We start from the raw sequence: 22,482 nt of genomic DNA, 5'->3' as shown, positions 1-22,482 counted from the left end.
TACTCACGCAGGCTCGACGGTTTCCCCGATACGGGATAAATTGAAACCTTCGAAGCCGTTAGCCGCTACGCGCTCGATATCGTTGAAGTACGCTTCTGCGCCTCCAAAGTAGAAGAGCACTGTTTGGGGCTTGCCAGGGATGTTGGCGCCCATGTACCAGGAGCGCTGCGAGCCTGCGTGACGCAACAGCGTAGCGTTCACCATTGTCTGCATCAGTTGCGCCCAGGATTCAACCGCTTCAGGGCTGGCTTCCATACGGTCATAGCCCTTCTCGCGCATGTGGGTGATTGCTTGGCCGATCCATGTCACCGCGCCCTCGACGATCGGCGGTACATTGGCAAATGGTGCCTGGGGGCCGGTGACGATGAACAGATTCGGAAAGCCGTCAATGCCGATGCCGAGGCTCGTGCGCGGACCGGCCTGCCATTTGTGCTTGATCGTCTCTCCGCCCCGTCCGCGAACATCAAGATTGCTCAGCGGTCCTGTCACCGCATCGAAGCCCATGGCAAAGATAATGATGTCCAGCTCGTGGTACTCGGAGCCGACCCGGATGCCGCCGGGAACAATCTCCTCTATCGGCGACTCGCTGATGTCGACCAGCGAAACGTTTGGCCGATTGAAGGTCTCGTAATAGAAGTTGCACGTCGGCGGCCGCTTTAGCGCGATCGGATATTTGGGGCAGAGCTTTTCGGCGACGACGGGGTCCTTGACGATTGCACGGATCTTGTTGCGAACGAATTCGGAGGCTGCGGCATTCGAGCGCTCGTCGACGAAGATGTCGCAAAACGTTTCAAAAAGAAAGCGGAATCCACCAGCTTCCCAGCCGGCATCGAGGATAGCCTGACGCTGCTCATCAGTCACGTCATCGTATCTGAGGGTGGAGTCCTCCATTGGAAATGCAAAGACCTGCTTACGGATCTGGGCAACAATGGCATCGTAGTCGCGTTTGATCGATTGCCGGTCGGCATCGTCCAGCGGATAGTTCCGTGATGGCATCACATAGTTGGGTGTCCGCTGGAACAGGGACACATGTTTCGCGGTCTTGGCAACGGTCGTGAATATCTGTACCGCAGTTGAGCCGGCCCCGACAATGCCGACGCGCTTGCCGGTAAAGTCCACCGGCTTCTCTGGCCACCGGCAGGACAGGTACCATTGACCGGCAAAGCTGTCCAGTCCCTTGAATTCCGGCTTCGTAGGCACCTCGAACCAGCCGATGGCGCTGATAAAATAGGTGCAGGTATAGCTTTCGCCCTGTTCCGTCGTAACGGTCCAGTGGTTTTCCTCTTCGTTGTAATGCGCTGAACGGATGCGCGTGCCGAACTGCATATCCTTGCGCATATCGAAGCGATCGACCGTATAGCGCATATAGTTCTGTACATGTTCCCAGCTTGGCATGCGCTCAGGCCAGTCCCATTCCTCCATCAACTCCCGCGAAAAATAGAAACAGTACGACCACGACTCGGAGTCGGTGCGCGCACCGGGATAGCGGTTCCAGTACCACGTGCCACCGACATCCGAACCCGCTTCGAAAAGCCGGACCGACAGTCCGAGTTTGCGCATTTCATGCAGTGCCCGAATACCGCCGAAGCCCGCGCCGACAATAATTGCTTCAAAATCGACTGCTTTGGCAGGATTCTTACCGTTGCCCTTCGTTGTCATTTCGTCTCCTTCATTTCCATGGATTGGACAGGACTACTATTTGTACGACATGTTTACGGCCTTCATCTGACGACTGTTGCCACTTGCTGAGCCTGTAAGGGACAAGGTCCGGACCAGAAGGATCCTGCGGTGACTTCTACGCAAACTTCATATATCGTCTTCCATCTGGCCCATCTCACGAAGTGTTCGTGCTGTTAGCGGCGCCCGTCACGCATAGCTGTAGAACCCCCGGCCACTCTTGCGACCGATGCGGCCTGCGGCAACCATTTCGCGCAGCAGTGGGGCAGGACGGTACTTCGGATCATTGAACCCTTCGTAGAACACCTGCATGACCGCGAGCAGGGTATCCAGACCGATGAGGTCGGCCAGCGCCAGAGGTCCGATAGGGTGATTGCAGCCAAGTCTCATGCCGGCGTCGATGTCGTCGGCCGTGGCCAATCCCTCCTGCAGCGTGAAGATGGCCTCGTTGATCATCGGAACCAGGATGCGGTTCACAGCGAAGCCCGGACTGTTTCTGGCGGTGATCGCGGTTTTGCCGATCGTCTGCGCGAAAGCCAGCGTCTTCACGTGCGTTTCGTCCGATGTCTGCAATCCGCGGATGACCTCGAGGAGCGCCATCACGGGCACCGGATTAAAGAAATGCATGCCGATGAAGCGCGCAGGCTGCTTCAGCACGGCCGCGAGCAGCGTGATCGAGATCGATGAGGTATTGGTGGCGATGATCGCACCATCGTCCGCTGCTTCCTCGATTTGCCTCAGGATGCGCAGTTTGATCTCGGGGTTCTCCGTGGCCGCTTCGATGATCAGGCCAGCACCCTTCAGGGCCGCGTGGTCGGTGCTACCGCTTACCCGGGCGAGTGCCGCGGCCTGGTCCGCGACGGACAGCTTGTCCTTGCGGACCAGACGTTCCAGGCTGCTTTCGATGGTTGCACGACCGTGCGTGACGGCGGCTTCGGAAATGTCGATCATCGCCACCTGCAGTCCGGCGACAGCACAAACCTGTGCGATGCCATTGCCCATGGTTCCCGCGCCGATGACGCCTACTTTCTGGATACTCATGCTTGCCTCAGATGATTGAATGGTGGTGTCGCTGGAAGCACTCCGCGACAGCGTGACGGTGCCGGTTGGCGTGCGTCATGTCATTGTCCGTTGAAGCTGACACTGTGCTTGCGAAGAAAGCCCTGTACGCCAGCGCGGAAGTCTCTGGTCCTGGTGGCGGCCTTGAAGGACGCACGTTCCCGTTCGAGCTGATCGGTCAGTGAGGAGGCCCAGGTCTGTTGCACCAGCCGGCGGTAGTTACCGTAGGCGCGGGTAGGACCGGCCGCGATTCGCGTCGCCCACTCGTGCGTCATGGCGGCCAGCGCGTCGGCGGCAACGACCTGGTTGACGAGACCAATGGCGAGGGCCTCTTCGGAACTCAAGGTTTCCCCGAACAGATAGAATTGTGCTGCCCGGCGCCCGCCTAGCAGCCGGGGCAGATCGTAAGTGCCACCACAATCGGGCGAAGCGCCGACACGGTCATAGGCCATCACGAAGCGCGTGCCCTGGGCCGCCAGGACCAGGTCGCAACCTGCCATCAGCGACAGGCCCGCGCCGGCCACCGCGCCGTGTACCGAGGCCAGTACCGGCGCGTCAAGTTGGCGCAACGTCAGGATGGCCGGATGGAGGGCATCGAGCAGTTCGTCGACGACGACGTCGGCGTGATCGAAATCATCGGCGAAGCGCGCGAGGTCGCCCCCCGCCATGAAGGCGCGGCCGTTGCCGCTGAGTACGACACAGCGCACCCCGGCCTGCTGTGCAAGACCCTGCACCCGTTCGTTCAACGCGCGCGCGAGCGGCACATCGAGCGCATTGAGCACCTCCGGCCGGTCGAAGGCGAGGCGGGCGATGCCGGTTGTGGCGTCGAAGTTTAGTTGCACTAGACTCACAATTGATCCTTTCTTCAGATGTCGAGAATGGAGCGGGCGACGATCTCTTTCATGATTTCGGAGGTGCCGGCGAGGATGCGGTGAATCCGCTCATCCTGATAGAGGCGGCAAATCTCGTATTCGTCCATATAGCCCGCCCCGCCGTGCTGCTGCACGCCCTCGTCGACCGTGCGGCCGTTGACCTCGCTGGTGAAGAGTTTGGCGCGAGCGGCATCCACTGCGTCGAGCTGCCCCGCGTTGTGTTCGGCCACGAGCCGGTCGACCCAGCTTTGCGCCACTTCGATTTCCGTGTCGAGTGCCGCAAGCTTGAAGCGCGTGTTCTGGAAGCTGCTCAACGGCTTGCCAAACACCTGGCGTTGACGCACGAAATCGCAGGTGAGCTGCATCGCAAGGCGCGCCGACGCGACGTTGAAGATCGCGGCGAGCAGCCGCTCTTCCGCCAGGCCACACATCAGATGTTGGAAGCCCGCGTGGACCTGGCCGAGCACATGGCTCTTCGGAATCTTTACATCGTGGAAGAAGAGTTCGGCCGTGTCCTGCGACTTGAGGCCCATCTTTTTCAGGTTGCGGCCGCGCTCAAAACCCTCCATGCCGCGCTCCACGAGAAAGAGCGTCAGTCCGTGCGCCTTGGTGGGATGCGTGCGGGCCGCCACCAGGACGACGTCGGCGTTCAGGCCGTTGGAGATATAGGTTTTCGAGCCGTTGAGTACCCAGTAGTCACCCGCTTCCTCGGCCCGCGTCTTCATCCCGGCGAGGTCGGAACCCGCGTCCGGCTCCGTCATCGCGATGGCGAGTATCTGCTCGCCGCTGCGGATGCCGGGGAAATAGCGCTGTTTCTGCTCCTCAGTGCCGAAGTGCTCCAGATACGGCGCGACCAGGCGGCTATGCAGCCAGAAGAAGAAGCCCCGGTCGCCGTGAAAGATGTTCTCCTCGATCAGGATCTGCTCATAGCGCAGGTCCTTCAGGCCGAGGCCGTCGTGGCTCTCGTCGATCCACATGCACAGATAGCCCATCTCGCCGGCCTTGCGGAATGCTTCGCGGTCCACCAGGCTGGCCTCGCGCCAGCGTTCCCGGTGAGGCGCGATCTCCCCGGCAAAAAACTTGCGGGCCGAGTCGCGGAACTGTTCCATCTCGGCGTCGAAACATGTGCGTTTCATGGCTGTCTGATCTCGATGAGGGTTCCGGACATCAGGCGACTAACGCATGGAAGCGCTGGCCCCCGGCCGCCGCCTCGCGCAGGCGTACGGGTACCTCGAAGCGCGGGCCGTAGCGGACCACCAGTTCGTCGCTGCGCTGCACGAAGGTAGCAATGCCGACGGTGTCGATGAAGGCCAGCGGGCCGCCAAGCCATGAAGGAAAGGCCCAGCCCAGATAGGCGCCAAGGTCGGCCTCCCGGGCATCGTCGATTACACCATCAGCCCAGCAGCGCGCAGCTTCGAGCACCTGGGCATAGAGCAACCGCTCCTTGACCTCGCCGAATTCTGGCTGTTCTGTTGCCACGGGTAGATCCAGGTCGCCCAGGTCGAGATGCCTGGGCTCGCCGGCCGGGTAGGCGAAGAAGCCGCGCCCGGCCTTGCGACCGAAGCGCCCCGCCAGTTTGAGCCGGCCGAGGATCACGTTGCCAGCGCCGTGCTTGTCGTCGGCCCAGCGACCGTGCTCGCGGTCGCGAAACAGACTGACAATGTGGTGCAGTACATCGATGCCGACTTCGTCGGCCAGCGTCAGCGGACCCACCGGCATGCCCAGTGCCGTGCCGGCGTTCTCAATCACGACCGGGCTTACTCCGTCGGCGAGCAGACGTACACCTTCGCGGATGTACGCTTCAACGCAGCGGGTCGTATAGAAGCCGTATCCATCGCGCACAACGATCGGCGTCTTGTGAATCTGCTGGATGTAATCCAGCGAGCGGGCGAGTGTCTCGTCAGATGTGGCCGAGCCGACGATGACCTCCACCAGAGTCATGCGGCTGACGGGCGAGAAGAAATGCAGGCCAATGAAGTTCTGCGGACGCACGCTGGCGTTGGCCAGTTCGCTGATAGGCAGCGCGGACGTATTGCTCGCGAAGATGGCGTGCGCAGGCAATGCCGCTTCAGTGGCACGGGTGACCGATGCCTTGACTCCGAAGTCCTCGAGCACCGCTTCGATGACCAGATCACAGTTCCCGAAAGCGGAATGGTCCGCCGCTACCTCGATGCGGCTGAGGATCTGATCGCGCACGGCTTCGCGAACCCGGCCCTTGTCCACGTCGGCCTGCAGGGCTTTGGCAATGCTGTCGCGGCCGCGCCCGGCGGTTGCGAGGTCGCGGTCAAGCAGGACGACGTCGATGCCGGCCGCGGCTGAAACCTGGGCGATGCCCGCGCCCATGAAGCCGGCACCCACGATGCCAAGGCGACGCACGGACTGCTTGGCGATGCCGGCGGGACGGCGGGACAGCTTGTCGGCGGCCTGCTTCGCGAAGAACAGGGTGCGGACCATGTTCTGTGCCACCGGGCCCTGGACGAGGGTCACGAACAGTTGCTGTTCCAGTTTGAGGCCCTTGTCGATCGGCAGTCTGGTGCCTTCGTAGACGGCCCGCAGAATGGCCTGGGGAGCCGGATAGTTGCCTTTCGTGGCGGCGTGCACCGACGCATTCGCGGCGATTAACGCATCGCTGTTCACGCGGCTGTATGCATCGCCGCCGGGCAGCCTGAAACCTTTTTCGTCCCAGGGCGCGATGGCCTTGACGCGGCCTTCGAGCAGCGCGCGGCTGGCTGCCTGCATGAGCTCGCCAGCCGGCACGACCTCGTTCAGGATGCCGAGCTTGAGCGCCGTGTTGGCATCCAGTGAGGTGCCTTGGGTCAATAGTGGAAGGCTGGCGGCAATACCGATCAGGCGAGGCAGGCGTTGAGTGCCGCCAGCGCCGGGCAGCAGGCCCAATCCCACCTCTGGCAGGCCGAAGCGGGCCTTGGGATCGTCCGTGGCGATGCGGTAGTGGGTACACAGCATCAGCTCCAGGCCTCCGCCCAGCGCTGTGCCGCTGGCCGCGGCGACCACCGGTTTGCCGCACGTCTCGATGCGGCGCAGCAGCCGGTTGTAGAGGCCGATCAGGCCCAACGCGTCCGCCTGGCCGACGCCGGGTTTGACGAAGTCGCTCATGCGCGCGAGGTCGGCGCCAGCGACGAAGCTGGCCTTGCCGGAACTGATGACAATGCCCTGCACGGCTTCGTCGTCAACCAGCCTCGTCAGTGCCTGATCGAGCGCGTGTGCCAGTTCGGGGTCGAGGACGTTCATCGAACGCCCGGGGACGTCGATGACGAGATGGCCGATCGGGCCTTCGGTATGGGTGTTGACCATGGTCAGAGGATTCCTGTGTTGTGTCGCGCGCGTCAGATGCGCTCAATGATGGTTGCCACGCCCATGCCGGCGCCGATGCACAGCGTGACCAGGGCCGTGCCCTTGCCGGTGCGCTCCAGTTCGTCCAGTGCGGTACCGAGGATCATCGCGCCGGTAGCGCCGAGCGGATGGCCCATCGCGATGGCGCCGCCGTTGACGTTGACTTTGCCTTCATCCAGACCCAGTGCATCGATGAAGCGCAGGGCGACGGCGGCGAAGGCCTCGTTGATTTCGTAAAGGTCGATGTCGGACGCGGACATACCTGCTCGCCTGAGCGCGCGTTCGGCGGCGAAAGAAGGCGCGGTGAGCATGATGGTCGGCTCCGAGCCGATTTCGGCGAAGGACCGGATGCGGGCGCGCGGCGTCAGGCCAGCGGCGCGGCCCGCAGCTTCAGAGCCGATGAGCACGGCGCAGGCGCCGTCGACGATGCCCGACGAGTTGCCGGCATGATGGACGTGGCGGATAGTCTCGATGGTGGGATAGCGCTGGATGGCCAATGCGTCGAAGCCGCCCTTGCGCCCCAGTTCGGCGAAGGAGGGCTTGAGCCCGGCGAGGTCGGCAGGCGTGCAATTGGGGCGCACAGTTTCGTCTTTCGCCAGCAGTACCTCGTTCAGGACGCCTCTGACCGGCACGACCGAGCGGTCGAAGCGTCCTTCGGCCCACGCCTGTGCAGCCAGCCGGTGGCTGCGCACGGCGAAACCGTCCACGTCGTCGCGGCTGTAATTCCACATCGTCGCGAGCAGATCTGCGCTGATCCCCTGGGGAATGAAGTTGGAGGCAAAAGCGGTGACAGGATCGACACTCCAGGCGCCACCGTCGGAAAACATGGGCACGCGGGACATCGATTCCGCGCCGCCGCCGATGACGAAACCTTCTGCGCCGGCATGTACCTTGGACGCGGCCATGTTGCAGGCTTCCAGTCCCGAGCCGCAGAACCGGTTGATCTGCACGCCCGCCGCCTCCTGCGTATAGCCAGCCTGTAGCGCCGCGACGCGTGGCAGGCATTGGCCCTGCTCCCCAACCGGGGCCACCACGCCGAAGACGATATCCTCGACCTGGCGGGTATCAAGGCCGTTGCGCTCGCGCAGCGCAGACAGCACCGTGGCTGCCAGATGGACGGAGGTCGCTTCATGCAGTGCTCCGTCGGGTTTGCCGCGGCCGCGAGGCGTGCGCACATGGTCGTAGATGAATGGTGAAGACATGGGAAGGAACCTCTCTGGTTCGGTGCTCTGGATGATGGTTTGACGGTTAAGGCGGCCGGGGCGCGATGGGCTAGCAGACCGAGCCGCTGTTAAAGAGCGCATCGACGGCATCGGCACCGAAGCCCCAGTCGCGCAGGATTTCACGGCTGTGCTCACCCACCGAGGGCGGTCGGGTGGGCGCGGATGAAGGCGTGCGACTGAAACGCGGTGCTGGCGCTGGCTGGATCACGCCGTCGACTTCAATGAACGTCCTGCGCGCAACGTTGTGGGGGTGATGCGGGGCTTCCTCCATCTGGAGCACCGGGGCAAAGCAGGCGTCGGTGCCCTCAAGCAGCCTGCACCACTCGTCGCGCGTACGCGTCCTGAAGACCTCGGCCAGCGTCGCGCGCAGTTGCGGCCATTGGATCGGATCCATCTGCATCTGGAGCGCCGGATCGCTCAGGCCGCACAAGTCCAGCAGTTGCGTGTAGAACGGTGGCTCGAGGGGGCCGATGGCGACATGCCGTCCGTCCGCGCAGGTGAAGGTCCCATAAAAATGTGCGCCGCCGTCGAGCAGATTGACCCCACGCTGGTCCTGCCACTGTCCTGCGGCTCGCAGACCGTAGAACATGCTCATCAGCAACGCACTGCCGTCTGTCATCGCTGCATCGACCACTTGGCCTTTGCCTGAGCGCCGTGCTTCCAGCAGTGCGCACACAAGGCCGAAGGCGAGCAACATGCCGCCACCCCCCAGGTCGCCTACAAGGTTCAGAGGTGGTGCGGGCGGGCAGCGCGGATCGCCGAGCGCCGCAAGGACACCGGTGAGCGCGATGTAATTGATATCGTGGCCCGCGACCTGGGCGAGCGGACCGTCCTGTCCCCAGCCTGTCATGCGGCCATAGACAAGACGTGGGTTCTGTTCAAGGCAGGCCTCGGGGCCCAGACCCAGGCGTTCCATCACGCCCGGGCGGAAACCTTCAATCAGGGCATCCGCGTGTGCGATGAGGCTTAGCACCGTTGCGACGCCTTCGGGTCGCTTGAGATTCACCGCTATCGAGCGGCGATTGCGGGCCTGCACGTCGAAGCGCGTGTTCAGCGCGCTGTACGGATCGGGCAGGGGCCCGCGACGGGGCTGATCGACCCGGATCACCTCTGCGCCCATGTCGGCCAGCATCATGGCGCAGAAGGGCCCGGGGCCGATGCCCACCATCTCGACGACTTTCACTCCAGCCAATGGTCCGGCCATCTCATATTCTCCTGCGCTTAATCTTCTTCGGATTGCACGGCCCAGGCCTGCAATTCGCGTTCGGCCATGCGGCCATACAATTCCCTCAGCATTTGCAACGCGTGCTCGCGCTCTGCCAGTGCGTTCTGTCCGGGGGGGCGCAGCCATTCTTCGAGCGCAGCAAGATTGGCGTGTAGCGCTTCGTTCAGTACGCACGCAGCGGCCAGTCCGGGGTCGTTGACGCCGGGCACCTGAACCCCCGGATCCGGTGCCGGGGCTTCGAGCCGCCGGGCGATCGCCTGAAGCGAAGCCACGGAACCCGGCGCAGCGGCCTGCAGATCGGGCAGTACCGACTCGAGGGTCCGGCGCACATCCGCGTTATCTTCGGCGAGGTATGCAGGCCAGCGGTCCCAGGAGCGCTGCAGGCGCCCCAGCGCGTGCAGCGTCGCCTTTAACTGCCGCTGTGCTGCCCCGCCCGTTACGGCAGGCAGTACAGACTGCCGCAGCCCGTCGGCCATCCCGGCCAGCAACTCCCCTACGGTGGGCTTAAACACGGCTGGTCTCCTTGCTATGTAGTTCAACCCAGGCGAGGCAGCGTTTCAGGCCGGGCGGCACGGTTGCGGCCCGATCCGCATGGCGCATGTTTGGCGTACCCGAAGTAATGAAGGCACGAGCCGCCGTAAGAGAAATGACGGCGAACTTCAATTCGTTGAACACCCTGTAGTAGAGAATGTCGGACCACGCGATCTCACGTCCGCCCAACTCCGCATAACGCTGTACGAACTCACGTAGCGGTACGAAGCGCTCTGGACTCCAAAGCGGCCGGTAGATCCAGGCAAGGTCCTCGACCGGGTCGCCAAGATGTGCCATTTCCCAGTCGAGCAGGCCGCTCACGCGATCCCCTTCGTAGAGGAAATTGCCGGGCCGCAGGTCGCCATGGACGAGGCAGATGCGCTGTGGCTCGGGCAGGTGGCGATACAACCAGCCGAACAGGCCTGACATGACGGGCATCGGCTCCAGGCGCTGGGCCAGGAAGGTGTCATGCCAGTGCACAATCTGACGGAGCGCTACTTCGCGTGGCGACAGCCCTTCGAGAACGGGATCGAAAGCGGCCGGCGTCCAGTCGACCGCATGCAGGTCCGCCACGACGCTTGCCAGGTCTTCGGTCAGGCGCCGGGCTACAGCGGGGTCCGGCGAATTGAGGAAGTCGACAGCGCTGGCCTTGCCCGGTAGACGTTCAAGCACGATCGTGGGTGCGCCGACAATCTCGCCACGCGCATCCATGGCCACGGCCGCAGGCGCGCGGGTGCCCTTGCCGTTGAGGCCGTGCAGCACCCTGAATTCCTGCGCCACGTCGGTCTCGATCTGCCGGTCCGCTCCCTGGCTCAGCATCACGCAGGCTAGTCGCTGAGGCGATCCGTCGAGCTGAAAGACCAGGTCCAGGGACCATGCCTTGCGTGCGTTTCCACCGAACATCGGTGCGATACTCTCGACCGAGACATCGCGGGCATCGGGCAGACTTTGCCCGATTAGTTGTACCAGGCGAGCGGCCAGGCTGCTATCCGGCGAAACGGATGTATTGACAATAGTGGTATCACTCATGGGGCAGGTTCCGGTATATCGGCGCGCGACTCATAGCAGGCTCCAGCCAGGCTTGCCTTCGGCGCAGGCCTGGTAGGCATCAGGCTCAAGCGGTTGGAGTATTCCGGTGGTGATATGGCCGTCGCATTCAATCTCGCAATGATGTTCGTTCAGGCCAGACAGGAGAGTCCGTACCGCCGGGTCAGTGAGGTCGTAGCAGTCACCTTCCACGGTGCCGTCGGGCACCTCCATGCCGTGGTGTATCTGCTTGTCTGGCGTGCCGCCATACATCCCGCAGCGCATGTAAGCCGTCTGCTGACCGAGGTGCCGGAAGCGAACGTGTTTCACTTCCCCTGTGTCGAGCGTGTAATCGGATTCGCCCTCGAGGAAGATGTGTGTCTCAGGCTCGAAGCGCCAGCGCCGCTGCACATGGCGTACCTTGCCCATACCGGCGCGTGCGTCACCGTAGTCGTAGAGTACGGTGTTGCCCCAGATGCTCAGGTGGGGGAATGAAATCCAGTTGCCGCCAATCCAGCCAGCCTTCTTCGGACCGCCAAATTGCAGGGCCGGTCCGCCGACGCCGCGCCCGATGCCCCAGTGGCGATCGCGCGTACCGCGAAGTTCGCCCGGTTCAAAGCGCAGCGTCTGACCGGCTACCCGTACCTCGCCCCCGGCAATGCCGAAGCCTTCGAAGCCAGCGGTGACGTCGCGTTGCCGGCCCTGCGGTGCAGAACGGGCGCCCAGCGACGCGTAGGCCGCGCTGTAGATCTGACGCTTGGTGTCAAGCCATTGCAGGTCGAAGGCGATGTCCCATTCGTTCCCGGCGAGCACGAACCGCCATTCGCGCATGCCGCGTACAATCTCATGCCGTAGCGGCCCGGTATGCAGGTTGGTCCGGTCGGCGCCCAGGTGGCGCCAGGCACGTACCGAGCGTTGCTTGCCGCGGTGGGTGACGATTGCGTAGGCTTCGGCGCGGTCCAGGTTGGGGTAAAAGCTGCCGCCCAGCGCGATCATCAGCTCGCCAGTGTTGTCGTGCAGTACGCACCAGTAGCGCTCGAAGAAGCGCGGATCGGTGGACCAGACCACGCGCACCGGATCCGGTGTCTGGTGGACCATGAAGTCGTCCATTGCCGACAGCGGAAACTGCTCGTCGAAATGTGCGTCGTTGGGGAGGGGAGGACTCATCGGGTTTGAGCTCAGATGAAACAACGGGTTTGAACGGCCGGCGCTACCGGCGCAGCGGCGGTGCACCTCGCGAGCAGTGCCTTGGTCCATACGTCCTGCTGATGGGCTTGCGGCGCGGAGATGAGCGCGCCGGCGAGGCGCTGCATTGCCCGACTGACTGACGCTGGACGGATCATTGCGGTTCCACCTTCTCCGACGTGCCAGATCCCAGCAGGACCAGCACCTGTTCCCGAAGGACCTGCTTCTGTACCTTTCCGTAGATAGCGCGGGGCAGCTCGTCGCGGATCAGGACCCGGCTGAGTCGCTGGTACTTCGAGAGCCGCTCGTTCACCCAGCGCATCAGCGCTTCGGGCTCCGCGCTCGCACCTGTCTTGAGCAACACCACGGCGACGGGTGTCTCACTCCACTTCTCGTGAGGTACACCGATTACCGCGACTTCATGCACGGCCGGATGCTCTATCACGACCTGTTCCAGGTCGGCTGCATAGACGTTGATACCGCCCGACTTGATCATGTCCTTGAGCCGGCCGTTGACATACAGGAAGCCGTCCTCGTCCAATTGGCCCAGATCGCCGCTGCGCATGTAGGTGCGGCCGGCAGGGCTGATCCAGGTCGCCGCCTCGGTCATGTCCGGGCGGTTGTAGTACCCCTTCATCATCCCGGGCCCATATGCAACGATCTCGCCGGTCTCTCCAGGCGGCAACTCGCGGCCCTGTTCGTCGATGATGCGTACGTCGTCGAGAAAAGATGGCTTGCCGACCGAGCCGACCTTGCCGCGCGCTACGTCCTCCGGGATGGCAAGTGTCGAGAAGCCCTCGGTCATCCCGTAGACCTCGTAGATGCCAGCATGGGGGAAGGCTCTGAGGAGGGCCGCATAAGTCGCGGGCAGCAGCGATTGACCGGCAGTTACCAGTGCCTTGAGCGAGCTGAGGTCATAGTTCTGCAACGGTTGCTGCAACAATCCTATGTACTGCGTGGGGACCAGGAAACTATGCGTGCCGCGTTCCCGCTGGACTGCATCGATGAAGGCCTCTGGCGAGTATTGCGGCAGCAGAACGACGGTACCGCCTCGATACATGGTCGGAAACATGGTGATCCATGTACCCGACGCGTAGATCGGCGTCGCACAGATGGCCACCGAGTAACGGTTGATCGCGAGGCCCATGGCGAATCCGTGCGGGTAATTCAGCCGTCCGAAGTGTGTGTGCTCGATGCCCTTGGGAACCCCGGTAGTTCCAGAGGAATAGATGATGGTCATTGAATCGGAAGGCAGGATCGAGACCTGCGGGGGCGTGGAAGGCGCCGCACAGAACAGCGTCTGCGCACTGGTCCATCCTTCGCCTGGCGAATCGACGCTGTAGAAATGTTCTGGCGCGATGCCTTCGAGCCTGTCGCGCACCTCATCGACAAGCGTCCGGGCGCTGCCGCCAGCAAACATTGCCTGGGCGTCCGATGAGTTCGTGATGCGCGCGAGGGCCGAGCCTTCGAGCATCGTATTCAGGCACACGACCACGCAGCCGGCTTTCACCACGCCCCAGAAAAGCTCGAATAGGGCCAGTGAATTGGGCATGAAGAGCGCGATCTTGTCGCCCTTGTCGAAACCCAGCGCCCGGATGGCATTGGCAACCTGATTGGTGCGGGTATCGAGTTCGCGCCAGGTCAGGCGCTCCTCCCCGCACACGACAGCAATGGAATTGGCAAATACTCGCGCATTGTGGGAAATCGCATCACTGCAGAGGTAGTCGAACTCGTATCTGAGGCTCATCTGATGTTCCAGGGTTGACAGGACGATCGTTGGCGATACCCAAGTGCCCGAGGCCATGGGCGTGACCCTATTGTTCACGATCCACGTTTTTCCCGATCTGTACCAGAGGCTCGATACCGGGAAAATGAGAGCGAGCGCTCGCAAGCGATGGATGAAGAATATCCAAATCCAGAGCACTGTGCATGGGGGAATACCCGCAAAAAAGACGACTTTACTTTTAGCCTTTACCCGCCGACAATGGATTTATGCGAGCGACCGCTCGCTCGCATAAATGGGCGGGATTCCACATGTATTTACGGGGTCCCTGATCTTGCGGCAGCACTTCAGGAGGAGTGGCAATGTGCCTTTCGATGATATCCGGGGCTCGGCGATGAGCGCACAGCCCGTGTACCCAGCTTATGCCAGTCTTAAACTCGACTGGCCTCTTGAGCGCGTTTTGCGCGTCACGATTTCGCGCGGCGCCATGAACTCGATGGATTACGAGTTGCACCACGATCTCGGCGGAATCTGGCGCCTGATCGATGCTGACCCGCGTGTGAGTGTTGTGGTGCTCACAGGAGAAGGGCGGGCGTTTTCCGCCGGTGGTGATTTCGACATGGTCGAACGCATCGTCAACGATCACTCCTTTCGCATGCAGATGTGGAAGGACGGCCGCCAGCTGGTGGAGAACATCCTCGCGTGCGGCAAACCGATAATTTCGGCAATCAATGGCGCCGCGGCTGGAGGCGGACTGGCTGCAGCCCTGCTGGCGGACATTTCGATCGCCGGCCGCACGGCGAAGCTGGTCGACGGCCACACAACCCTTGGTGTGGCGGCCGACGACCATGCCGTGGCCATCTGGCCGCTGCTGGTTGGCATGGCGAAGTCCAAGTACTACCTGATGACCAACGAGCCTTTGACCGGTGAGGAAGCCGAGCGCCTTGGACTCGTCAGCCTGTGTGTCGATAACGACAAGGTGATGGACAAGGCGCTGGAAGTCGCCGGTCGCCTTGCGGCCGGTGCGCCCGAGGCGATCCGTTTCACGAAGCACGCGCTGAACAACTGGATCCGCTCGGCCTGGCCTGCCTTCGATGCATCTCTGGCGTTCGGCATTCTGGGCTTCACCGGCCCTGAAGCGCGGGAAGGCCTCGCAGCCCTGAGGGAAAAGCGCCGGCCCGTATTCCCGCAAACGACGCACGTGTGAATTCCGTCTGAACCCTGAATGGAGAACTTTCTGCAATGAGCCAAGCTTCACGTTCCTACATCGTCACCGGTGGTGGTGGCGGAATCGGCGGGGCCACCGTGCTGCGCCTGCTGCGCACCGGTGCGAACGTCCTCGCGATAGACATCAGTTCGAGGCGTCTGAACGGTGTGAAAGAAGAGGCGGCCGGGCTACCTGGCCGCATGGAGGTGCTCAAGGCGGATATCACCGCCGAGCAGCCAGTGGAACAGGCTGTGCAGCTCGCGCTGGAACTATTCGGCGATCTGCACGGTGTGGCTAACGTGGCCGGAGGCATGCCCGACTACACGGGCACGGACATGGACCGCCCGCTGGAGTCGATCAGCCTCGACTACTTCCATCGGATGTTCGCGCTCAACGTCGACAGTGCCTTCCTGATGAGCAAGGCAGCCACGCCGCACTTCAGGAAGAAGCAGTACGGCAAGATCGTCAATGTTGCGTCTCTGGCGGCGTTTGCGAACCGGCCAGAGCTCGGGAATGCCGCCTACAACCCGGCGAAGAAGGCGGTGATCGGGTTGGCGGAGACGCTGAGTCTCCTGCTGGGGCCGGATGGCATCCGGGTGAACACCATTGCGCCTGGGCTGGTGATGAGCGATAAGGCCAAGGGTGCGTTGGGTGACGAATACACGCAGCGACATCTCAAGCAGGTGCCGCTGGGTCGGCTTGCGACTACCAGCGATCTGGCCGAGGGCATTGCCTTCTTCCTCGAGCCGGCGTCCGACGGCATCACAGGTGAAACGCTTCGGGTGGCCGCTGGCGTGCGTTGAACGGGTGCTCGATGCAGCCATCGAGACCGGATGAAGCACCAATTTGTGAATGATCATGAATAAAGCGCAGGAAATTAACCTCGTCGTGCAGGCGATCACCCAGGAAGCAGATGGGGTGATCGGACTGACACTTGCTGACGCAGATGGGCAGGACCTGCCGGTGTGGACGCCTGGCGCCCATATCGGCCTGCTGTTTGACGGCAGGCTGGAGCGCCAATACTCGTTGTGCAGCGAGCCCGAAGACCGCCGGCAATGGCGCATCGCGGTACTACGCGAGCCCGAAAGCCGCGGGGGCTCTGAGTGGGTGCATTCCCGTCTCCAGCTTGGCGACATACTGCCTTCGACAGGGCCGGGCAACCAGTTTGAACTCGTGGATGCTGATCGATATGTCTTCGTGGCCGGCGGAATCGGCATTACCCCACTGCTGCCGATGATCCGTGCTGTTGAAGCCCGGGGCGCGGAGTGGGGTCTGCTGTACGGCGGACGCCATCGCAGTTCGATGGCCTTTGTCGCCGCGCTGGAAGCTTACGGCGATCGGGTGCGGATCCAGCCCGAGGATCAGTGCGGGCTGCTCGACCTTAAGGCGGTACTCGGCACTCCTCAGGCTGGAGTCGCCATATACAGTTGCGGTCCTGAACGCCTGCTCGAAGCGGTTGAGGTCACGTGCTCGGGCTGGCCGGATGGCGCCCTGCACGTGGAGCGTTTCCGGGCCCGTCCTGGAGCGCTGGAGGGCCAGAGCGGCTCCTTCGAGGTTGTGCTCGCCAAAAGTAACCTGTCCTGCCACGTGCGGGAAAGCCAGACTATCATTGACGCACTCGATACGGCCGGGTTCCATGTTCCCCGCTCGTGCGGTGAGGGCACGTGTGGAACATGCCTGACGAAGGTGCTCGAAGGTGTGCCGGACCACCGCGACTCCTTCCTCATGGGCAAGAAGCGCGCGGCCAACCAGACCATCTGCGTGTGCTGTTCACGCTCCCTCACACCACGGCTCGTGCTGGATCTGTGAGTCCGCACGGTGCCAGCAGCGGGGCGTATAACCTCCGCGAATCCCGAAACAGGAATGAGCCATGACCTTCATCTACGACCCTAACGACCCTAATGTGCGCCGCGACCCGCATGCCGTGTTCAGGCAACTGCGGGAAACCGACCCGGTGCACTGGAGCCCGAAGCTCTCGGGCTGGGTGGTGACCAGCTACGAGCTGGCCAGCGATGTCCTGACGACTAACGGCACCTACTCTGCGGAACGGTTCACTGCCGTGCAGCAGCACCTGTCTGAAGAAAAGCGCGCGACTGCTGCGGAGGTCATGCGCTGGTTCCAGCACTGGATGGTATTCCGCGATCCGCCTGACCACACACGTTTGCGGCGGCACATGGCCAATACGCTGAACGTTCCGGTGTTCGACGCCAAGCGCGACACGGTGATTTCTGTGGTCAACGAACTGCTCGACCGCGTTCCGGTGGGCGAGGCCTTCGACTTCTTCCAGGCTTTCTCCTTGTGGATGCCTGGCATCGTCGTGGCCGATCTGCTGGGGGTAGAGCGCGACAGGCTGCTGGAGGTGAAGCAGTGGTCCGACGATATGATGACCTTCATCGGCAGCGCGCGCGGGGTATCCGACAAATACGAACGCGCCCGGCGTGGCGCGAATGGAATGGGCACGTACTTCCTCGATCTTATCGCCAAACGCCGGGCGGAGCCGCGCGACGATGCACTGTCCAAGCTGATTGCCTCAGAGGTCGATGGACAACGGCTCAGCGATGATGAACTGGTTGGCTGCATGATGATGGTGCTCAACGGAGGCCACGAAACGACGGCCAATCTGCTGAACAACTCGATGCTGGCGCTTGCGGCGCATCCGCAGACGGTGCAGCACCTGCGTCAGCACCCTGACGAGATGGCGTCCGCGGTCGAGGAATTCCTGCGCTACGACAGCCCGGTACTTTCCATCGGGCGCATCGTCACAGAAGACACCGAACTCGGTGACCAGGAAATCGCTGCGGGCGATCGCGTATTCGCGATGCTCGTTGGCGCGAACCGCGATCCGGAGGTGTTCAGCGATCCAGACGAATTGCGGACTTCGCGAAACCCTAACCCGCATATGGCCTTCGGCAAGGGGCCTCACTTCTGCCTGGGTACACCGCTCGCCCGGCTGGAAGGGCAAATTGCGTTGACGGCGATTCTCGAGCGGTTCAGTAGCATTGAACTATGCGAACCGGTAGAAGCGATCCCCTGGCTCAATTCTCTGGTAACGCACGGACCGACGCGTCTGCCGCTACGTTTGAAGTAGACGGACGGGTAACGCTGGGGCTGGCCCATGCACAACGGGAGACGGTGCATGGTTTAATTCACATGGTCGTCCTCTGTGGGAGGTGGGGATGTGTTGAACGAGCGGGACTGGGATTCCAGGTCAAGCAGGCCTGATTGATGATCGCTTGCCTGAGTGCCTGAGTGCCTGAGTGCCTGAGTGCCTGGGGCCGATGCTCAGCATAGTTATTAATGCACGTCTGCCCGCCAGTCGATTTCCTAGGGATGGATTTATAGAGGTCTCAATGACGGCGCGAGTGCGTTGGCATGCCAGGACCGGTCCTGGAGGAGTGGATCGCAGGTCGGGAAGTGGCGATCAAAGGCTGACCGGTGGCAGGAAGGCCGTCGACATGCTCCTCCCACGTTTTCGAAGGGTAAGCGCGCCTGGTTGCGATGTCTTCCGCAGCGTTGATCATGGCTCGCTCCGCCCGTTTCAGCAGCCGATCGACAGCGATACCTTCGGCACGGCAAATCACTGCGCTCGATGAGGAAGATAGCCAGTTTTCAATCGCCCGGACCGGACATGATCGACGTGCGGCCTGCAGAGGCAGGCCGTCAGTCGGGACCCTGCGGAGCATGTAGTCCCTCCGACTTGGGGTAAAGTAGCGAGCGGGTACTCGCAATTACTTATAATGTCGAGATCCTTCACCCGCGACGGCGAACAAAGCACTGATGACAACCCCGGCTATTTCTGACACTACCTCTACGCCACGTGCGCAACGCGTCAGCGCGCGACGACGTCAACTCGTCGAACTGACAATGCAGTTGTTGAAGGAAAAGGGCTTCGACCTGCTGTCCGTCAATGAACTGGCTGAGCGCGCCTCGATGAGCGTCGGTGGACTTTACCGCTACATCAAGACCAAGAGCGACCTGCTCGAGATGATCTGTGACGAGACAAACAAGGGGCTTAATGAGCAGATGATGGAGAGGACATCGACAGTGCGGGGCGTCAAGGAAAAGCTGCGGGTAGGCTTTGAGGTCTACTGGCAGGGATGCTGGGATGCGGCCGAACCGATCCTGACTGCCTATAGGGAATGGCAGTCACTGCCCGAAGCAGCCCAGCATCGATATATCGAACAGGAGAAGCGGGTTGCTGAATACTTCAGCGATCTGATCCGTGCCGGTGTGGCCAGCGACGAGTTTCGCGTGGTCGATGCGCGGTTGCTGGCTGCGGAAATGATCTTCCTTGCACAGATGCGGGCGGTCAAAGGATGGGCCTTTCACGGGTGGGATCGCACCGCCGTCTTTGCCGAGCATTGGGAACTGATCGAAAGCCGACTGCGCAAATAGGGCTGCAATTCGGATAACGCATATTCCGTGCATCGCCAGCGCATTGGCCCACGTCGCCCTAAGGGGGCATCGCACCAAGGCCGACGTCTAAACGCGCAGACCGTGTCGATGATTGTTGGGCTTTGAAGCGTAGCGTAATGGGAAACCAGGTTAAGCAATTTCATGAGTCGCCGTCGGCCGGATCACATAAGGGTCATTAGCTCGTGGGTTACCCGTTGCCAGCCCACGAGCTAATGGCAGCGCCATGGACGTTGCAGCGAACGACCGCCACGCGTCATAGATTTCGCATGAGTGCCGCAAAAGGTTGCTGTTGCAGTCATGCGAGCCGTGCATTGTGCAATGGCGTGTTCACGGGCGTCTTGTCTCTGCCTGCGATGGCGTCTTTGTCCAACCGCCGGCAACGTCCGCTGAATGATGGATGAGTTATCGCTGGCCGGTGACACTTGCATCATTTACGATGAAAATTGGTTTGTTGGAATTCGACATCGGAGTGTAGATGATCGCATCGAGAATCGACGGATCTCCATTTGAAGCACTGGAGACACCTGCTTCCCCAACACACGCAGCGTTCGGTCTTATACAGACGAACCTATTGGCCTGCGCGCCGTTCGGAGAATCCTTTCCTCAGCCTAGGGTGCCACCTCAACTCATGGGGAGCGCACCGTACCTTCTGCGCATGCGCTCCATCCTTTAGAACTCTTTCTCATTGTCCGGCGGGTCGCGGGAGTTGAACCCTGAGTCTACGCATACAGTACAAGGATCGCAGCCTGCGCAAAGAGCCGAGGTGAACTAGCACGTGGCACGTTTCAGCGTCACTTGCCGACGATAAGTGGCTGGAAGAGGCTGCGGCAGTGGTGATCGTCGGCGCATGGATCAAGGAATCGGTTCAGCATTTTGTCGAACAGCAGCCTGATGGAAAGCGAAGGGCACGTTACGTGGACTTCGATGCCGGCGCTTGCGCGCAGAACATGTATTTGACTGTGGCTGCTGAAGATTTGGAAGCAGTCGTTGTGATGGGCTTCGACGATGATCGTATGAAGGCCGCGCTATGTCTTCCTGCTGATATCGTTCCCATTGCTCTTTTCTGCATCGGCCAGTCGTAAGGATGAAACAAAAAAACTTCACTGGCTCGTAATTCGAGCGGACGGACGAAATAGGGTTCATGTTTGTTCGCTTATATGACGGTCCACTCGAATTTCCGGCGCGTGCAGCGAACATGCACGCTTAACCCGGTTTTTCGCTCCACTGGGCCTCAAATCTCCATGATGCAAATGGGCTGACATGGTCGGAAACGCTTCTGAAAACGGAATTTTGCCGCCACGCCACCGCGTCACACGCCGCTTGCGATAGACGGTTTGTTAATGCCACGGACATGGGCAACCCGATCGGCATCCCTGTAAAACGAGCCGGCGTAAAACGGCACCCCAAGGTTAGGAAACGGCATGAATTGGGGCAGCATAATCGAACCTGACGTCAACCGGCTCAAGGATAGTTATATTGAACCAAAAAACCAGGCTGGTCCGTCAGGCTGATTTTGATCTCACCCGGGTCGCCATGCCGGTATGCGTGCGACGATTTCACCAACGATCCCGCGGCGAAATAGCAGCACGCAGGCAACAAAGATGAGCCCCGTGACGATCGTAACGGACTCGCCGAGCGTATGAAACCATCCGATGCCTGTTGTGCTGGCAAGGAACGTCCCGATGTCACCGAGCCGTTCCTCAAGTGAGACGAGGATGAAGGCGCCGAGGAGTGGCCCGAACTGGGTGCGCGTCCACGCCGAGCGCGTCGAGCAGCGCGGGCAGCACCTCGTGCGCCTGCGCCGACATGAAGTCGACCGGCCATTGCGTGCCGTGCGCTCGTGGCGTCGAACGTCCATAGCCGGGCCGCGAATAGACGAGACCGCGCAGGCCGAGCCGGTCGCAGAGCGTCTGTGGCCAGTCTTTCCACATCGCGATCGAACCGAGCCCTTCGTACAGGAACACGGCGACAGGCGCGTCGCGCCGGTCGGCATTGAGCCAGCGGTACTCGATGTGCAATGGGTCATGTGACGCGGTGGCGGACAGTTCGGCGAATTCGCGGTCCGTCGTTGTCGGTGCGGGATAATGCATGGGCCACCTTAAAGCTGTTCGCGCAGTTTGAAGCGTTGAATCTTGCCGGTTGCGGTTTTGGGCAGATCGTCGACGAACACGATTTCGCGCGGATACTTGTGCGGCGCGAGCCGTTCCTTGACGAATGCCTTCAATTGGTCCGCCAGTGTGCCAGACGCGGAAAACTCCCGCTTGAGCACTACGAACGCACAGGTTTTTACGAGGCCGCCGTGCTCGACGCCGACCACGGCGGCTTCGAGCACCGCCTCGTGCTCCATCAGCACCATTTCCACTTCGATTGGCGATACGTACTGGCCGCTGACTTTCAGCATCTCTTCGCTGCGGCCCGCGTACATGTAGCAGCCGTTCGGCAAGCGGCGGTATTTGTCGCCGCTTCTGATCCATTCGCCAAGGAAAGTCGCGCCCGATTTCTCGCGGTTGCTCCGTAAGCGCGAATTAACGCACACCACAATGAGCCGGCGCGTAGGGCTAGATCATGCAGGAACCAATACGTCGCGCGGCTTGGCAACGTTGAACGGCAACAGATCGCTGATATCGGCATCCGCTGCACGCTGCGGTAGTTCGGTCAGCACGCGAAGCAGATAGGTATGCGGTTCGACGTTGCACGCGCGGCACGTGAGCATCAGGCTATAGATGATGGCGCTCGCCTTCGCCCCGGCGACGGTGTCACTGAACAACCACGCCTTTCTTCCGGTCGTAAATGGCCGGATGTCCCGTTCGAGCACGTTGTTGTCGATGGGAGCATGGCCATCCTCGACGTAGCGCCGCAAGTATACCCATTGATTGCGCGTGTAGCTGATGGCCTTGCCGGTCAGGCTTTCGGGCAGCACCTGTGCCGCCTGCTCATCGAGCCAGATTTTGAACGCCTCCAGCAGTGGCAGGCTGTGCGTCTGGCGT

General features: G+C 61.7%; 17 protein-coding genes and 4 pseudogenes. 6 read left to right on the top strand and 15 right to left on the bottom strand.

The features are described 5' to 3' along the window. Nucleotides 1–3: 3 nt before the first annotated feature. From ACAX43_RS13335 to ACAX43_RS13285, 11 genes are all read right to left on the bottom strand, one after another. The gene (locus ACAX43_RS13335; RefSeq protein ID WP_370708877.1) at nt 4–1,659 is read right to left on the bottom strand and encodes a flavin-containing monooxygenase; all 1,656 of its coding nucleotides are present in this window, start codon (nt 1,657–1,659) and stop codon (nt 4–6) included. A gap of 207 nt (nt 1,660–1,866) precedes the next feature. Beyond that, entirely contained in the window at nt 1,867–2,718 is an 852-nt protein-coding gene (locus ACAX43_RS13330) for a 3-hydroxybutyryl-CoA dehydrogenase (RefSeq protein WP_370708876.1), read from the bottom strand. Between the two features lie 80 nt (nt 2,719–2,798). Beyond that, nucleotides 2,799–3,587 (bottom strand): enoyl-CoA hydratase/isomerase family protein, encoded by a 789-nt coding sequence (locus ACAX43_RS13325; protein ID WP_370708875.1) that lies wholly within the window; start codon nt 3,585–3,587, stop codon nt 2,799–2,801. Nucleotides 3,588–3,601: 14 nt separating this feature from the next. Continuing rightward, nucleotides 3,602–4,744 (bottom strand): acyl-CoA dehydrogenase family protein, encoded by a 1,143-nt coding sequence (locus ACAX43_RS13320; RefSeq protein ID WP_370708874.1) that lies wholly within the window; start codon nt 4,742–4,744, stop codon nt 3,602–3,604. A 31-nt stretch (nt 4,745–4,775) separates the two neighbouring features. Continuing rightward, nucleotides 4,776–6,920 carry a 3-hydroxyacyl-CoA dehydrogenase NAD-binding domain-containing protein gene (locus tag ACAX43_RS13315; protein WP_370708873.1) on the bottom strand — a complete coding sequence of 715 codons (2,145 nt, stop codon included), beginning with the start codon at nt 6,918–6,920 and terminating at the stop codon, nt 4,776–4,778. Between the two features lie 32 nt (nt 6,921–6,952). Next, complete coding sequence (locus ACAX43_RS13310; protein ID WP_370708872.1) at nt 6,953–8,161, bottom strand: acetyl-CoA C-acetyltransferase; 1,209 nt, start codon at nt 8,159–8,161, stop codon at nt 6,953–6,955. Between the two features lie 70 nt (nt 8,162–8,231). Further along, complete coding sequence (locus tag ACAX43_RS13305; protein ID WP_370708871.1) at nt 8,232–9,386, bottom strand: CaiB/BaiF CoA transferase family protein; 1,155 nt, start codon at nt 9,384–9,386, stop codon at nt 8,232–8,234. Between the two features lie 17 nt (nt 9,387–9,403). Then, nucleotides 9,404–9,919 carry a hypothetical protein gene (locus tag ACAX43_RS13300; protein WP_370708870.1) on the bottom strand — a complete coding sequence of 172 codons (516 nt, stop codon included), beginning with the start codon at nt 9,917–9,919 and terminating at the stop codon, nt 9,404–9,406. Further along, nucleotides 9,912–10,967, bottom strand: coding sequence for a phosphotransferase family protein (locus tag ACAX43_RS13295; protein WP_370708869.1), 1,056 nt, complete (start codon nt 10,965–10,967; stop codon nt 9,912–9,914). The genes ACAX43_RS13300 and ACAX43_RS13295 overlap by 8 nt, the downstream gene beginning before the upstream one ends. A 30-nt stretch (nt 10,968–10,997) precedes the next feature. After that, on the bottom strand, nt 10,998–12,221 hold the full coding sequence (locus ACAX43_RS13290; protein WP_370708868.1) for a hypothetical protein: 1,224 nt from the start codon (nt 12,219–12,221) through the stop codon (nt 10,998–11,000). An 82-nt stretch (nt 12,222–12,303) separates the two neighbouring features. Continuing rightward, nucleotides 12,304–13,896 (bottom strand): class I adenylate-forming enzyme family protein, encoded by a 1,593-nt coding sequence (locus ACAX43_RS13285; RefSeq protein ID WP_370708867.1) that lies wholly within the window; start codon nt 13,894–13,896, stop codon nt 12,304–12,306. 370 nt (nt 13,897–14,266) lie between these two features. Between ACAX43_RS13285 and ACAX43_RS13280 the strand changes: the two genes are divergently transcribed. The 6 genes and pseudogenes from ACAX43_RS13280 to ACAX43_RS13255 form a co-directional block, all read left to right on the top strand. Next, nucleotides 14,267–15,079 (top strand): enoyl-CoA hydratase/isomerase family protein, encoded by an 813-nt coding sequence (locus tag ACAX43_RS13280; protein ID WP_370709320.1) that lies wholly within the window; start codon nt 14,267–14,269, stop codon nt 15,077–15,079. Between the two features lie 35 nt (nt 15,080–15,114). Then, on the top strand, nt 15,115–15,882 hold the full coding sequence (locus ACAX43_RS13275; protein WP_370708866.1) for an SDR family NAD(P)-dependent oxidoreductase: 768 nt from the start codon (nt 15,115–15,117) through the stop codon (nt 15,880–15,882). Between the two features lie 55 nt (nt 15,883–15,937). After that, nucleotides 15,938–16,888 carry a 2Fe-2S iron-sulfur cluster-binding protein gene (locus tag ACAX43_RS13270; RefSeq protein ID WP_370708865.1) on the top strand — a complete coding sequence of 317 codons (951 nt, stop codon included), beginning with the start codon at nt 15,938–15,940 and terminating at the stop codon, nt 16,886–16,888. A gap of 61 nt (nt 16,889–16,949) precedes the next feature. Continuing rightward, nucleotides 16,950–18,167 (top strand): cytochrome P450, encoded by a 1,218-nt coding sequence (locus ACAX43_RS13265; RefSeq protein ID WP_370708864.1) that lies wholly within the window; start codon nt 16,950–16,952, stop codon nt 18,165–18,167. Nucleotides 18,168–18,943: 776 nt separating this feature from the next. After that, complete coding sequence (locus ACAX43_RS13260; RefSeq protein WP_171916304.1) at nt 18,944–19,474, top strand: TetR/AcrR family transcriptional regulator; 531 nt, start codon at nt 18,944–18,946, stop codon at nt 19,472–19,474. 824 nt (nt 19,475–20,298) lie between these two features. Next, nucleotides 20,299–20,577: pseudogene (locus ACAX43_RS13255) on the top strand (nitroreductase family protein); the annotation flags it as partial. Nucleotides 20,578–21,014: 437 nt separating this feature from the next. Here ACAX43_RS13255 and ACAX43_RS13250 read toward each other — a convergent pair. The 4 genes and pseudogenes from ACAX43_RS13250 to ACAX43_RS13235 all read right to left on the bottom strand — a co-directional run. After that, nucleotides 21,015–21,242 (bottom strand): annotated as a pseudogene (locus ACAX43_RS13250) (branched-chain amino acid ABC transporter permease); the annotation flags it as partial. 4 nt (nt 21,243–21,246) lie between these two features. Next, nucleotides 21,247–21,585: pseudogene (locus ACAX43_RS13245) on the bottom strand (alpha/beta fold hydrolase); the annotation flags it as partial. 8 nt (nt 21,586–21,593) lie between these two features. Beyond that, nucleotides 21,594–22,007 (bottom strand): annotated as a pseudogene (locus tag ACAX43_RS13240) (benzoate-CoA ligase family protein); the annotation flags it as partial. A gap of 51 nt (nt 22,008–22,058) precedes the next feature. After that, nucleotides 22,059–22,482 (bottom strand): transposase (locus ACAX43_RS13235; RefSeq protein ID WP_370708863.1); only part of this gene is annotated, 424 nt, incomplete at its 5' end.

It is taken from the genome of Paraburkholderia sp. IW21 (genome assembly GCF_041321145.1).
GTDB lineage: Bacteria > Pseudomonadota > Gammaproteobacteria > Burkholderiales > Burkholderiaceae > Paraburkholderia.
The sequence above is the reverse complement of the archived record's forward strand: the minus strand, read 5'-3'. Positions and strand labels throughout refer to the sequence as shown.

Bases quoted from the DNA above. Each gene is read 5' to 3' on its own strand.
- ACAX43_RS13290 (WP_370708868.1), bottom strand. From the start codon at position 12,221: ATGGACCAAGGCACTGCTCGCGAGGTGCACCGCCGCTGCGCCGGTAGC.
- ACAX43_RS13270 (WP_370708865.1), top strand. From the start codon at position 15,938: ATGAATAAAGCGCAGGAAATTAACCTCGTCGTGCAGGCGATCACCCAG.
- ACAX43_RS13335 (WP_370708877.1), bottom strand. From the start codon at position 1,659: ATGACAACGAAGGGCAACGGTAAGAATCCTGCCAAAGCAGTCGATTTT.
- ACAX43_RS13275 (WP_370708866.1), top strand. From the start codon at position 15,115: ATGAGCCAAGCTTCACGTTCCTACATCGTCACCGGTGGTGGTGGCGGA.
- ACAX43_RS13285 (WP_370708867.1), bottom strand. From the start codon at position 13,896: ATGAGCCTCAGATACGAGTTCGACTACCTCTGCAGTGATGCGATTTCC.
- ACAX43_RS13280 (WP_370709320.1), top strand. From the start codon at position 14,267: ATGAGCGCACAGCCCGTGTACCCAGCTTATGCCAGTCTTAAACTCGAC.
- ACAX43_RS13330 (WP_370708876.1), bottom strand. From the start codon at position 2,718: ATGAGTATCCAGAAAGTAGGCGTCATCGGCGCGGGAACCATGGGCAAT.
- ACAX43_RS13295 (WP_370708869.1), bottom strand. From the start codon at position 10,967: ATGAGTGATACCACTATTGTCAATACATCCGTTTCGCCGGATAGCAGC.
- ACAX43_RS13310 (WP_370708872.1), bottom strand. From the start codon at position 8,161: ATGTCTTCACCATTCATCTACGACCATGTGCGCACGCCTCGCGGCCGC.
- ACAX43_RS13260 (WP_171916304.1), top strand. From the start codon at position 18,944: ATGCAGTTGTTGAAGGAAAAGGGCTTCGACCTGCTGTCCGTCAATGAA.
- ACAX43_RS13305 (WP_370708871.1), bottom strand. From the start codon at position 9,386: ATGGCCGGACCATTGGCTGGAGTGAAAGTCGTCGAGATGGTGGGCATC.
- ACAX43_RS13315 (WP_370708873.1), bottom strand. From the start codon at position 6,920: ATGGTCAACACCCATACCGAAGGCCCGATCGGCCATCTCGTCATCGAC.
- ACAX43_RS13320 (WP_370708874.1), bottom strand. From the start codon at position 4,744: ATGAAACGCACATGTTTCGACGCCGAGATGGAACAGTTCCGCGACTCG.
- ACAX43_RS13265 (WP_370708864.1), top strand. From the start codon at position 16,950: ATGACCTTCATCTACGACCCTAACGACCCTAATGTGCGCCGCGACCCG.